The sequence below is a fragment of the Pseudomonas sp. D8002 genome (assembly GCF_013385695.1).
Lineage (GTDB): Bacteria > Pseudomonadota > Gammaproteobacteria > Pseudomonadales > Pseudomonadaceae > Aquipseudomonas.
This window is the reverse complement of record NZ_JACAPM010000059.1, coordinates 1-13,229: the sequence shown is the minus strand read 5'-3', so window position 1 is coordinate 13,229 and position 13,229 is coordinate 1. Positions and strand designations below refer to the sequence as shown.

The following is a 13,229-nucleotide window of genomic DNA, read 5'->3' as shown; positions in this document are numbered from 1 at the left end:
GCTGTAAGAGCGGAACCGATATAAGCCATCACCCAAATAACGGATATACACCCCACCTCAGCAACAAAGCCTACGCCGTCTTCCCGGTATGGTTATTCAGCGAAATAACCTTGGTCTTCCCAATCCGGTGACGATAAATCTCACGCAGGTACTTGATCGCCTTCTTCACACAATCCCGCGACAGACGAATATCGTTGATCGACACAAACTTGTCCTTGTCGTTGATCAACTCACGATACTTCTTCTCGTACATCGGCTTGATCGCATACCAGTTGGTATCCAGGATCTTCGCCGGGTTCTCGAACTCGTTGAGCAGCTCATCAATCCGGTCTTCATCAAAATCCTCATGGATGATGAAATCCAGGATCGAATTATCCAAGGTGTCATCAAACCGATACGGATTACGCGCAAAACAGCGCTTGATAAACGCCACGATCAACGTCAGGAAATCATCCGACAGGCACGGGCTCTTGGCGATCAACGTGGTCAGCGATAGGTTGGCCGACGCCCCGATCACCAGCGCATACCGTTTGAGCGTCGTATTGGGAAACAGGCTGTTGAGGTGCGTCTTGAGCCGATTCAGGTCCATATAGGACAGCTTGTAATCCTTGGGCAACGACACAATCGACACCACCGACGAGCAGTTCTTGAAGAAATGCAAGTCATGCAACGCCGCCGCGTCATAGCCGGAATTCTTGTACTGCTCCAGGGAGGCCTTGTACCGCTTGGACTCAATCGGCAACAGGCTGATGCCTTCGATCGCCTGGGTCACCTTGTTGAAGTGCGGCAGATCAATGGAACGGAAAAACAGGTCGTCGATGTTCAGCCGCTGCGGCTCTTTTTCGAACACCTTGAACTTGTCGCTCGAAGGCGCCGGCGTTTCCGGCACCACCGATTCGGCATAGGCAATCGCCACCGGGCCGGCCAGGCTCATGAACAGGTCGTTGGCATCCAGGCGGATGGTCTCGCCAATGTCGATCCCGGCGCGACGGAAATAGTTCTGGTCGTAGTCGGTGGTAACCGCTTGGGCCGTCAGAATGTTGAAGATCTGCTGCGAGATGTACTGGTTGGCGTGCTTTTCCATGGCATTGACATCAATGTTCTGGATGTTGCCGTCATCGCTTTCCTCGGCGTAACGCATGATGTCGTTGGAGATCAGCATCATCGCGTTCCACGGTCGGATACGGCCTTTCACGCTGGCTTCGCTGCTGTCTTCATTGTCGAAGTTGTACGAGAAGTCCCATTCTTCCGACAGGTATTTGCACAACAGCCGCCCGGCGTTGATGTGCAGCGCCTCTGACATTTCGCTGCGGTGATCGGAGATGTTCGGCAGCACACAAATCCCGCTGGTGAAGATCGGTTCGAACACGAAGGCGTGACCGCTTTTGCTGTCATGTTCATCGGCGGGCTTGGTGTCGAACGTCTTGTTCATGTACGAGTGCTGCTGGGCCAGGCCGAACTCCGAGGCCATGCCTGAACCGGTACCGCCGCCGGCACTGAAGATCGAGAAGTACAGGCGCGACTGGTTGGCCTTGATGCCGCAGGAGTCGATCAGGTACGAGTGGATCATCTTCCAGTCGGGGCTGGAAAAACGTTGGGTGTCTTTGTTGAGGATGATTTTGGCCAGGTACTGGCCAAGGATCGGCGCGTTACCGGCGCCACCGGCATGGACTTCCGAGAGGTCCATGATTTTCATCTTGCTGTAGTCCCGCAGGAAACCGCTTTTCTCACCCTTGCGCGAGAAACGGATGCGCCCGGCAATGTCCTTGTCCAGGTCGCCCAGCATCACCAGCGGCTCGACCAGGAACACCGGTTTGGTGCCCTTGTTCGAACCCAGGCGCAGGTTGTTGCGAATCCACTGGGCGGGGCGGTAGCCCTTGTCGGTGGATTTGTCTTCGTTGCTGAATTCGTTGAGGTAGAACTTGCGGGCGTTGTACACCAGCTCTGCCACATCCAGGGCAATGTTGGAGCCACAGCGGCCCAGGCCGATCAGGCACACCGAGGGGAATTCCTGCTCATTGCGCAGTTCACCGTCGACTTCCATGTGCGGTGCGCGCGGGAACACCATGTCGCGCAGGCCGTCGAGGTTGTCGAGGATACGGTCGGTGTTGGTTTCGGTGAAGTACAGGTACTGCTGGGTGGCCAGTGGGCGGGCGGTGCTCAATGACTTTGAACCTGAGGGTTTTTCCGCAGGGGCTGTCAGCAACACGTCGGATACCGCGGTGGCAGAGTTATTTTTAGAAGTCATTGTGCGCCATGTGCCTGGACGGATGGCTGAGTAAGTATCAAATAGCCATCAAAGAATGAGAGATCGCGACTTTACAGTGCGTCCTGGTCCTGGGCGATAGGGTTTAACCCTAGGGTTTTAAGGGGAAAGCCTGGCCGGACTCTGATGAATCGGCCGTTCGTCGGGGTTCTTTAGTGAAATGATGGCGATTTGCCAAATAAACGGCGTCAGCGAATTGGCCGAACGATGGACGCCGGGCCCGCACGACCCGAAGGCGGATCTTTCGGCGCGGGGTCACCCCCCGTCAGGCCCAGCAGGCTGAACATGTTGTTCTGGTCCAGGCTGTTGATCACCGCGCTGATATCACTCAACGGCACCGCAGCGCTGAGCAGGTAACCCTGAACAAAATCACAGCCGTGTTTTTGCACCACTTCAAATTGTTGCAGGGTTTCCACGCCCTCTGTCACCACCTGCAGGTGCAGGGTGTGGGCCATGCCGATAATGGCCTGGACGATCTCGATGTCGGCGTTCGACTTGGGAATATCCTGGATAAATGAACGGTCGATTTTCAAGGTGTTCAACGGCAGGCGCTTGAGGTAGGCGAGGGACGAGTAGCCGGTGCCGAAGTCGTCGATGGACAGCGACACGCCCAGGGCGCGGATTTGCCGCAGCAATGCCAGGGTGCTGCTGATATTGCCCATCAGCGCGTTCTCGGTTACTTCCAGTTCCAGGCGATTGGCCGCGATCCCGCCGAAGCGCAGGGCGTTTTCGATCTCATCGGCCAACTCGTCACGCGTCAGGTTGAGGGCCGAGCAGTTCACGGCCATGACCAATTCAGTGTGGCCTTGCTCCGACAGCAGGCTCAGGTCGTGACAGGCCTGGCGCAGTACCCAGTGATCCAGTTCGGCAATCAGCCCGTTGCTTTCGGCAATGCCGATGAACCGGTCCGGGGTCAGCAGGCCATGTTGGGGGTGTTGCCAGCGCACCAGGGCTTCGAGGCGCGTGACCCTGCCTTTTTTCAGGTCAAGTATCGGTTGGTAAAACAGCACCAACTCGTTCTTGCCCCGCAGTGCGGCGCGCAGTTCCTCTTCCAGCTGCAGTTCCAGGAAGGCCCGGGTTTTCAGGTTGGAGCTGAAGAAGTTCAGGCTATTACGCCCGGCATCCTTGGACTGATACAGCGCCAGGTCAGCGGTCTTCAGCAGCTCTTCGCTGGTTTTGCCGTCTTCGGGGAACAGGCTGATGCCGATGCTGGTGGTCATCACCATGCGCCGGCCGGCCAGTTCGATGGGGTCTTTCATTTTCTGCATGATGCGCTGGGCCATGTGCCGCGCTTCATCGCGGTGATGGATGCTGATCAGGATGCAGAATTCGTCACCGCCAAACCGCGCGACCACGTCGTCATGGCTGCGCACCGAGCTTTTGATGTGGCCGGCCAGCACCGTCAGCAGTTCGTCGCCGGCGTCATGGCCGAGGCTGTCGTTGATGCGCTTGAAGTGGTCGATATCCAGGAAGATCACCGCCAGCATGCCGTCGGTGGCGGTTTTTTCCGCGAGTTTCTCGGCGAAGATCTGGTTGAAACCACGGCGGTTGAGCAGGGTGGTCAGGGCATCGTAATGCGCCACCTGTTGCAGCGAGGCGCGGGCCTGGTCCAGTTCGGTGAGCAGGGCGTTGACCCGGCGCAGGTCGGTTTCCTTGTGTTGCAGCTTCTTGTCCGCGAGGGCAGCACTGATGCTGCTGCCAATCACCAGCAGTGCGATGACCGCCACCAGCAGCCCCAGTTGGACCGGGTTGTTGTCCACCGGCAGTGCCGACTGTACGAGGTCCTCGGGTACCAGCAGCTGCATGGCCGCCATGCCGGTGAAGTGCATGCTGATAATGCCCGCGCCGAGCACCAGGCTGGCCGCGTACTTGAGCAATTGATGGAACATGCCGGTGCCGTTGCGCAGGTACAGCGACAGCAGCAAAGCCGCCAGGCTGGCGCCGATCGCGATCAACACAGAGGCGAGGAACAAGCCCGTCTCGAAATACACGCCCGCCTCGGAGCGCATGGCCGACATGCCCACGTAGTGCATCAGCGCAATACCCAGCCCCATCCACACCGACGCCAGCACATATTGGTGGGCGCGCAGCCTTGGATGACTGAGGGTTTGCATGGCGAACAGCGCCGCGATCAGGGCGATCAGCAGCGAGGCGAACGTCATGATCAATTCGTAGTGAATCGCGATAGGCGCCTGGAAGGCCAGCATGCTGATGAAGTGGGTCGACCAGATGCCGCCTGCCAGGCAGCCCGCGCCTACCCAGCGCCAGTGCCGTTGAGCCTTGGGGTTGTCGACATGGCCGACCCGCTCGGCCATGTCCAGGGTGCCGAAGCCCGCTGCACACGCCACTACATACGCCAGTAGCACCAGAAAGGGGTTATGACTGCAATTGAGTAATAAGTGCCCACTGTCCGGAAGGTCGGTAAAAAAATGCAAACCAAGCCATTCCATAGCATGTCCCGTCACAGAGTTTTAGTCTGACTGCGTCTTTCAGTATAGAGAGCGTGAGCGAGTTACAAGGATTGATGGCAGATTGCTTCTAATCATTTGGCGATGAGTTTATAAACAACTAGAACCAAATGATTAGGGATGACCGCCCGGGTCGCCCGATGGAGTGACATCAGACTTACGAATCATTACAGACAATCCCCACGAGGCTGACTAGATTGCAGGTTCCGGGCTCAGGATGCGTCTGGCATCGCGGCTCACATAACAATAAAAGAGACGGACCCATGCAGAACTCGACCCAAGCGGCGAATGCCTGGCGCATTCTGTTCCTGCTGTTCCTGGCCAACCTGTTCAACTTTTTCGACCGCACCATTCCCGCGATCATCATCGAGCCGATCCGCATGGAGTGGCACCTCAGCGACTTCCAGCTCGGGATCATCGGTACCGCGTTCACCATTGTTTATGCAATTGCCGGCTTGCCGCTGGGGCGCCTGGCCGATACCGGCTCGCGCAGCAAACTCATGGGCTGGGGCCTGGCGGCGTGGAGTGGCCTGACAGCGGTCAATGGTCTGGTGGGCAGTTTCTGGACCTTTTTGCTGGTGCGCATGGGCATCGGCATCGGCGAGGCCAGTTATGCGCCGGCGGCAAACTCGCTGATCGGTGACCTGTTTCCCGCCCACCGCCGTGCCCGGGCCATGGGGATCTTCATGCTGGGCCTGCCCTTGGGCCTGTTGCTGGCCTTCTTCACCATTGGTGCGATGGTCAAGGCGTTCGACAGCTGGCGTGCGCCATTCTTTATTGCCGCGGTGCCGGGGCTGATCCTTGCGGTGTTCATGTTCTACATCAAGGAACCCAAGCGCGGCGCGGCGGAAGCCGTGCAAGTCTCCCAGGAGAAAGTCGACCGGCCGATTCGCCGGGTGCTGGCGGTGCCGACATTCCTCTGGCTGGTGCTGGCCGGGTTGTGCTTCAACTTCGCCACCTATGCCTGCAACTCGTTCCTGGTGCCGATGCTGCAGCGCTATTTCCTGCTACCGTTGCAGGATGCGGCAGTCGCCACCGGTGTCATCGTCGGTATTACCGGCCTGGTGGGCCTGACCCTGGGTGGCTGGATTGCCGACAAGATCCATCAACGCATCGCTAACGGCCGGCTGCTGTTCGCGGCGTGCAGTTTGATTATCTCTACAGTGACCACTGCCTGGGCGTTGCACGCGGGGCGGATCGAGATTGGTGTGTTTGTGGCGCTGTTCAGTGTCGGCTGGCTGTTTGCCTATAACTTCTACACCTGCGTGTACACGGCGATCCAGGACGTGGTCGAGCCGCGCCTGCGGGCGACGGCGATGGCATTGTTCTTCGCCGGCTTGTATTTGCTGGGCGGGGGCATGGGGCCGATTGTGGTGGGCGGGTTGTCGGATCATTTTGCCCATTCGGCGATGTATGCCGACGGTGCCCAGCAGATGACTGAGGCTTACAAGGCGGTGGGACTGCATGACGCCATGTACCTGATTCCGGTGGCGCTGTTTTTGACCATGCTGTTTCTGTTCCAGGCGTCCCGCAGTTTTGTGCGCGATGCCCAGCGGATGAAGGATGGGTTGGGGGTGGCGGAGGTGCCGGCCATGGCGGTTACTGCCTGAGATCGAGGTGACGCCTTCGCGAGCAAGCCCGCTCCCACATTTGACCGCATTCTCAAGATGGAACTCGGTCAAATGTGGGAGCGGGCTTGCTCGCGAAGAGGTCATCAATAACAACGATGTCTACAGTGAATAAAAAAGGCCCGCATTGCGCGGGCCTTTTTGTTTGTCAGGGTAGGGCGGCGAAGTTAGCCCGCGACCAACACCCGAATCGCTTCCAGTCGCAGCGCCGCCTTGTCGAGCATGGCCAGGCCTTGCTCGCGCTGTTGGCGCAGGGCAACCAGTTCGCTGTCGCGCACGGTCGGGTTGACCGCTTGCAACGCGGTCAGGCGCGCCAGTTCTTCCTCGGTATCCGCCGCCAGGCGCCGTTGAGCCTCGGCCACACGCTCGGCGTGACGCGGGGCGATCTTCTCTTCACCGGCGTTGATCCGCGGCGTCAGCTGGTCGCGCTGGGCCTGCACGAACTTGTTGGCGCTGGCCCGCGGCACGCTTTCCAACTGGTCATTCAAGGTCAGGAACGACACGCGGCCCGACAGGTCATTGCCGTTGGCATCCAGCAGGCAACGCAGTGCCGCCGGCGGCAGGTAACGGCCCAACTGCAGCGAACGCGGAGCAACCACTTCGCTGACGTAGAGCAGTTCCAGCAACACGGTGCCCGGCTTGAGCGCCTTGTTCTTGATCAGCGCCACGGCGGTGTTGCCCATGGAACCGGACAGCACCAGGTCCATGCCGCCCTGCACCATCGGGTGTTCCCAGGTGATGAACTGCATGTCTTCGCGCGACAGCGCCTGGTTACGGTCGTAGGTGATGGTCACACCTTCGTCGTCGCCCAGGGGGAAGCTGGCGTCGAGCATTTTTTCGCTGGGCTTGAGAATCAGTGCGTTTTCCGAATGGTCTTCGCTGTCGATGCCAAAGGCGTCGAACAGGGTTTCCATGTAGATCGGCAGGGTGAACTGGTCGTCTTGCTCAAGGATCGCTTCCACCAGCGCATCACCTTCGCCAGCGCCGCCGGAGTTGAGCTCCAGCAAACGGTCGCGGCCGGTGTGCAGTTCGGCTTCGAGGCGCTCGCGCTCGGCACGGGCTTCGTCGATCAGCGCTTGCCACTCGCCGTCGTCGGCGTTTTCCAGCAGCGGCAGCAGGCGCGGGCCGAACTGGTGCTGCAAGGCGTTGCCGGTCGGGCAGGTGTTGAGGAACGCGTTCAGCGCCTCGTGGTACCACTGGAACAGGCGCTCTTGCGGGCTGGTTTCCAGGTACGGCACGTGCAGTTCGATCACATGTTTCTGGCCGATCCGGTCCAGACGGCCGATCCGCTGTTCCAGCAAGTCCGGGTGGGACGGCAGGTCGAACAGCACCAGGTGGTGGGAGAACTGGAAGTTGCGGCCTTCACTGCCGATTTCCGAGCAGATCAGCACCTGGGCGCCGAACTCTTCATCCGCAAAGTAGGCGGCAGCGCGGTCACGCTCGAGGATGTTCATGCCCTCGTGGAACACCGTGGCCGGGATGCCGGAGCGCACGCGCAGGGCGTCTTCCAGGTCCATGGCGGTTTCGGCGTGGGCGCAGATCACCAGGACTTTGGTGCGCTTGAGCATCTTCAGCTGGTCGATCAGCCACTCCACGCGCGGGTCGAAACGCCACCAGCGTTGTTCTTCATCGACGTCCGGCTGCGACTGGAAGCTGACTTCCGGGTACAGCTCGGCGTGCTCGCCCAGGGGCAGCTCGAGGTATTCGTCCGGGCACGGCAGCGGGTAGGCGTGCAGCTTGCGCTCCGGGAAACCTTGCACCGCGGCGCGGGTGTTGCGGAACAGCACGCGGCCGGTGCCGTGGCGGTCCAGCAGTTCGCGGACCAGGCGGGCACTGGCTTCGGCGTCGCCATCGTTGACGGCGGTCAGCAGCGCTTCGCCTTCGTCGCCGAGGAAGCCCTGGATGGTCTTGTGGGCGGCGGGCGAGAGACGGCCCTTGTCCAGCAGTTCCTGGACGGCTTCGGCCACCGGGCGATAGTTTTCGCTCTCGGCGCGAAAGGCGTGCAGGTCGTGGAAACGGTTCGGGTCCAGCAGGCGCAGGCGCGCGAAGTGGCTGTCCTGGCCCAGTTGCTCAGGGGTTGCAGTGAGCAGCAGCACGCCCGGAATCACTTCGGCCAGTTGTTCCACCAGCGAGTACTCGGGGCTGGCTTTTTCTTCGTGCCAGACCAGGTGGTGCGCTTCGTCGACCACCAGCAGGTCCCAGCCGGCCGCGAACAGCGCGTCCTGGGCCTTCTCGTCGTCCACCAGCCATTCCAGGGCCACCAGCGCGAGCTGGGTGTCTTCGAACGGGTTGGTGGCATCGCTTTCGATAAAGCGCTCTTCGTCGAACAGTGCGACCTGCAGGTTAAAGCGGCGGCGCATTTCCACCAGCCACTGGTGCTGGAGGTTTTCCGGCACCAGGATCAACACGCGGTTGGCGCGACCCGACAGCAACTGGCGATGGATCACCAGGCCGGCTTCGATGGTCTTGCCCAGGCCCACTTCGTCCGCCAGCAGAACCCGCGGCGCGATACGGTCGGCAACTTCACGGGCGATGTGCAATTGATGCGCGATCGGTTGCGCACGCACGCCGCCCAGGCCCCAGAGCGAGGACTGCAACTGGCGGCTGGTGTGTTCCAGGGTGTGGTAGCGCAGGGAGAACCAGGGCAGCGGGTCGATCTGGCCGGCGAACAGACGGTCGCTGGCCAGGCGGAACTGGATGAAGTTCGAGAGCTGGGTTTCCGGCAGGGTGACCTGCTCGTTCTGCCCATTGAGGCCGTGGTAGACCAGCAGGCCGTCGACGTCGTCGACTTCTTGCACGGTCATTTTCCAGCCTTCGAAATGGGTGATGGTGTCACCCGGCGAAAACCTCACGCGAGTGAGGGGCGCATTCCGTAGCGCATACTGGCGAGTGTCGCCAGTGGCCGGATAGAGCACGGTTAACAAGCGGCCGTCCTGTGCCAGAACGGTGCCTAACCCCAGCTCTGCTTCGCTGTCACTAATCCAGCGTTGCCCCGGTTGATACTGCTGCGCCATGCTGCCTGACTCCCGCCGTGAAAAAGCCGACTATTCTAACGGAACACGGCTTCCAGACCAAAAGGAATAGGTGCAGCTTCGAGCTTTAAGCTACAAGCGGCAAGAAAAAGGGCGGTATCTTCGTCGGATAGATGACGATTGGTTCACAAGTTGGCGGCTTGACGCTCAAGTCGTCACCCACGCAGCCGACAGTCTGCTGAACAGGAGACTAATAATATGCTGCCACCCATGCTGCCCTTGAGTGTTGTGCCGGTCACGTCGCAGCTTGACCCGGTGCGCCAGAAGCCGGATATCCCGCCCGTGGCGCCGGTTCAGCCAGGCTCCAACGAAAGTACCATCGACTTGCAAAAGCGCGATCCCGAGGAAGCGGCTTTGCTGCTGCGCGAGGAGCAGCGTCGCCAGCAGGAACAGCAAAAGCGTCGCCGCGAAGCCGATGAAGACTCGCAGGAGCACCTGGCTGTTCCCGGTGACGTACTCAACGCCGACAACACCGTGCCGGTGGTGCCGTTGATTGAAGACGCACCACGGCAAGGCTTGTGGGTGGACGTCGAGGTTTAATCCCGCAGTTCGCGCAGGGCGGCGATCAGTTGCTCGATGTCTTGCGCCGTATTGAGGTAGCTCACGGAGATTCGCGCCACGCTGTCCAGCTCGCGAGCCTGCATGTCCAGTGGAGTGTAGGGCACGCCATTGGCACCGATATTGATCCGCTTGAGGCCCAGGCGGCGCTTGAGCTCGAAGGCGTCCCAGCCGGCCAGGTTGAAGGCGATCAGGCCGGACTGGTTTGCGCTGGTTCCCAGGTCATGCAAGGTAATCCCGTCGATTCGGCGCAATTGTTCACGGATTGTGTCGCTTAACAGCCGGACCGTCTCGCGGACCCGCTCGACCCCCAATCGATTGACCTCCAGCAACGCATTGCCCAGGCCTGCCAGCAAGGCGAACGACACTTCGCTGGTTTCAAAGCGCCGGGCGTCGTTGCGCAAGTCAAATCCCGCAGGGCTCCAGGGCGCCGAAAACACATCGCGTTGGGCCGGGTTCAAGCGCTCGAGAAAGTCCGGCCGCACATAGAGCAGGGCGGTCCCGCGTGGGCCGCGCAGATGCTTGCGCCCGGCGCCCTTGAGCACATCGCAGTGCAGCGCTTGCACATCCACCGGCACCTGGCCGATGGCTTGCCCGGCGTCGATGAAATAGGCAATGCCATGACGCCTGGCCAACGCGCCGATGGCCTCGGCCGGGTTGATCAAGCCGCTGTTGGCGGGGAGCCAGGTCAGGTCGATCAACCGCACCCGGGCGTCGAGCATGGCTTCCAGGCCGGCGACGGATACCGCGCCGGTTTCATCGCAGGGGATCACTTCTACTTGTGCACCCGATTGCACGGCCGTTTGCATGCTCGCCAGGTTGCCGCCCCATTCGTGGCGGCCCACCAGAATGCGGTCGCCTGGCTGCCACGGGCCCAACGCCTGGAACGCCATGCTCCAGGCGGTCGAGCCACTGCTGGCGAAGGCAATCGATGACACGGGCGCATTGAGCAGTTGCGCGGCGGCGCGACGGGCTTTTTCTGTCAGCAGTGCGCCGTGTTCGCCGGCCTCCATCGGGCCGTCGCGGGCTTCGCGCTGCAACTGGTCAATGATTGCATCGAGCGTCCCTTGGCTGGGCAGGGAGGCCCCGGCGTGGTTGAAGTGGACGATGCCGGACTGGCAGCCCGGCGTTTCGTCCCGCAGCTCCCGGACCTCGGTCAGGGACAGCGCAGTCACGGCTGCAACTCGAAAATCGCGTCGATCTCCACGGCTACGCCGCCCGGCAAGCTGGCGACGCCCACGGCCGTACGGGCATGCCGGCCTTTGTCGCCGAGGGCGTTGACCAGCAAGTTCGAAGCGCCATTGGCGACTGCACCCTGGCGCTGGAAATCACCGCTGCTGGCGATAAATACGCCCAACCGAATGATGCGCACCAGCCGTGACAGGTCATCGCCAAGGGCATCGCTTAATTGTGCCAGCAGGCCCAACGCCGCGAGTTCGGCGGCCTTGGCGCCTTCGTCTTCGCTGATGGATTCGCCGAGTCTTCCGATGTAAGTCGGTTTGCCGTCCAGCAGCGGGATTTGGCCGGAGATGAACAGCTGGTTCTGGCTGATCACGTAATTGACGTAGTTGGCAATCGGCTGGCTGGGTGTCGGCAGGCTCAGGCCGAGGGCTTGTACGCGTTGTGAGATGGAGTGGCTCATGGTGAATCCTCTTGGAAAGAGTCTTCAGCATGGGCGGGGCGATTTTCGCCGACAAACGGATAGATTTAACTCGACGTATCGAAATAACTCATGCGTCGGCACAGATTTCCCGCAGCCATTCACTGAAACAAGCGGCCGCCGTGCTGGTTTCGCCATGCGGGGCAATCAGCCAGTAACCGATCTCGCTTTGATAGGGCGGCCAGTCGAAGGCCTCCACCAATGTGCCTTCCTTGAGCCTGCGTTCGATCAGGCGGTGGCGGCCCATGGCGATGCCCTGGCCGGCGACGGCGGCTTCGACCACGATGTTGTAGTCGTGCAGCAGCGCCTTGGGGTAGTGCTCCACATCCACCTGATAATGCCGGGACCAGTCGGTCCACTCGAAAGGGCGGTGCGAGGTGGCCATCAGCAGCGGGCCATTGGCCAGTTGGCTGGCCTTGAACGCCGGGCTGCAGACGGGTGACAGTGTTTCGCTCATCAGGCGCGTGGCCTGCACGTCGGTCCAGTCGCCCTTGCCGTAACGAATCGCCAAGTCGACCTCGGCGGCGGCGACATCTGCCAACTGAATCGCCGGCACCAACTCCACCTGGATGTGCGGGTAGCGGCTGAGAAACCCCGCCAGGCGCGGTGCCAGCCACAAGGTGGCGAACGAGGCGAGCAGGCCGACGCGCAGTACGCTGGTGGCGGGCGGTGTTTGCTGCTGGCGGGTGGCGGCGGCGATGGTGTCGAGGGCGGGGCGGATCTGGTCGTAGTAGTGTTGGCCGTCTTCGGTCAGATCGATGGCGCGGGTGCGTCGGATAAACAGCGGTTTGCCCAGGTGCTGTTCGAGTTTCTGCACTTGATGGCTGAGGGCGCTTTGGGTCACTGACAGCTCGGCGGCGGCCTTGATAAAACTCAAATGCCGGGCCACGGCCTCAAAGGCGCGCAGGGCCAGGAGTGGGGGAAGGTCCTTGTGCAGTGCCACGTCGAACGCTCTGTGTGAGGGTTGGGATGGGGGGATTTTGCGGGCAAATGCGCGGGATGACATCGATTTTGTTTACGCGGGATTGGCGCAGGACGCATTATTGGGGCATCCAAGCCATTACGTAAGCCAAGCCATGAGTGACGATGACAAGCTGATTGACCTGAATGCCGAACGGGCCAAACGTGTTCATGATCTGAATGACAAGCGACTGAATGAAGTGCGCCAGGCGTTTGAACAGGCGATGCCGTTGGGGAAGCCCAAGAAAAAGCCGAAAAGCAAACCGAAAAAGCGTTGATATAGCCTGCATCGTTTGATGCAGGTCAGTTATTTCCCTTCTTTACGCTCCGTCGCGGGCGACATTGATCCTCGTCAATTTCTTCTTTCGTCTTCTTGGTTAACTTAGCCCTATCGCAACAGGGCAAGTGCAGGAGGCCGGTCATGTTTTTCGATAATGTGGTGTTTGCCGGAGTGCTGACGGTTGGCCTCATGGTGATGTTCTTTGTAGGGTTTGGAATTTTTATCTGGAAAGACGCTAATAAGCGTAAGAGGCCTTAGGTCTTTTCGGATACATGAGCACGCAAGGCATTTTGGGCGACTTCGGTCGCCTTTTTTTTGTTTTGGATTTTTTGATTTGTGTACATATCCGTTGCTGCGGTAACGGCCACTTATGGTTC

At 60.3% G+C, this 13,229-nt stretch carries 10 protein-coding genes; 4 read left to right on the top strand and 6 right to left on the bottom strand.

What is annotated here, in order from left to right:
• Positions 1-70: 70 nt before the first annotated feature.
• Positions 71-2,248, bottom strand: a complete 2,178-nt coding sequence (locus HX807_RS29660) for a hypothetical protein (RefSeq protein WP_032898560.1) — start codon at positions 2,246-2,248, stop codon at positions 71-73.
• Positions 2,249-2,454: 206 nt separating this feature from the next.
• Positions 2,455-4,716 carry a bifunctional diguanylate cyclase/phosphodiesterase gene (locus HX807_RS29655; protein ID WP_008430421.1) on the bottom strand — a complete coding sequence of 754 codons (2,262 nt, stop codon included), beginning with the start codon at positions 4,714-4,716 and terminating at the stop codon, positions 2,455-2,457.
• A gap of 281 nt (positions 4,717-4,997) precedes the next feature.
• On the opposite strand from HX807_RS29655, the gene HX807_RS29650 reads away from it, so the two are divergent.
• A complete protein-coding gene (locus HX807_RS29650) occupies positions 4,998-6,344 on the top strand; it encodes an MFS transporter (RefSeq protein ID WP_177051948.1) in 1,347 nt (448 codons plus the stop codon).
• Between the two features lie 185 nt (positions 6,345-6,529).
• Here the strand turns inward: HX807_RS29650 and rapA are convergent, their stop codons facing one another.
• A complete protein-coding gene (rapA, locus tag HX807_RS29645) occupies positions 6,530-9,376 on the bottom strand; it encodes an RNA polymerase-associated protein RapA (RefSeq protein WP_177023048.1) in 2,847 nt (948 codons plus the stop codon).
• A 216-nt stretch (positions 9,377-9,592) separates the two neighbouring features.
• Here rapA and HX807_RS29640 point away from each other — a divergent pair, with 216 nt between their 5' ends.
• On the top strand, positions 9,593-9,934 hold the full coding sequence (locus HX807_RS29640; protein WP_003210911.1) for a hypothetical protein: 342 nt from the start codon (positions 9,593-9,595) through the stop codon (positions 9,932-9,934).
• On the opposite strand, the gene HX807_RS29635 is transcribed toward HX807_RS29640, so the two are convergent.
• The 3 genes from HX807_RS29635 to HX807_RS29625 form a co-directional block, all read right to left on the bottom strand.
• Complete coding sequence (locus HX807_RS29635; RefSeq protein ID WP_371132488.1) at positions 9,931-11,127, bottom strand: aminotransferase class V-fold PLP-dependent enzyme; 1,197 nt, start codon at positions 11,125-11,127, stop codon at positions 9,931-9,933. The two genes, HX807_RS29640 and HX807_RS29635, sit on opposite strands and share 4 nt — an antisense overlap.
• Positions 11,124-11,594, bottom strand: a complete 471-nt coding sequence (locus tag HX807_RS29630) for a RidA family protein (RefSeq protein WP_003210913.1) — start codon at positions 11,592-11,594, stop codon at positions 11,124-11,126. The genes HX807_RS29635 and HX807_RS29630 overlap by 4 nt, the downstream gene beginning before the upstream one ends.
• An 88-nt stretch (positions 11,595-11,682) precedes the next feature.
• Positions 11,683-12,555, bottom strand: coding sequence for a LysR substrate-binding domain-containing protein (locus HX807_RS29625; RefSeq protein ID WP_102368259.1), 873 nt, complete (start codon positions 12,553-12,555; stop codon positions 11,683-11,685).
• Positions 12,556-12,592: 37 nt separating this feature from the next.
• On the opposite strand from HX807_RS29625, the gene HX807_RS29620 reads away from it, so the two are divergent.
• Both HX807_RS29620 and ccoM read left to right on the top strand, forming a co-directional pair.
• Positions 12,593-12,850, top strand: coding sequence for a hypothetical protein (locus HX807_RS29620; protein WP_146014684.1), 258 nt, complete (start codon positions 12,593-12,595; stop codon positions 12,848-12,850).
• A 143-nt stretch (positions 12,851-12,993) separates the two neighbouring features.
• Positions 12,994-13,110, top strand: a complete 117-nt coding sequence (gene ccoM, locus HX807_RS31850; protein ID WP_003210916.1) for a cytochrome c oxidase subunit CcoM — start codon at positions 12,994-12,996, stop codon at positions 13,108-13,110.
• The last annotated feature ends 119 nt before the right edge of the window (positions 13,111-13,229 follow it).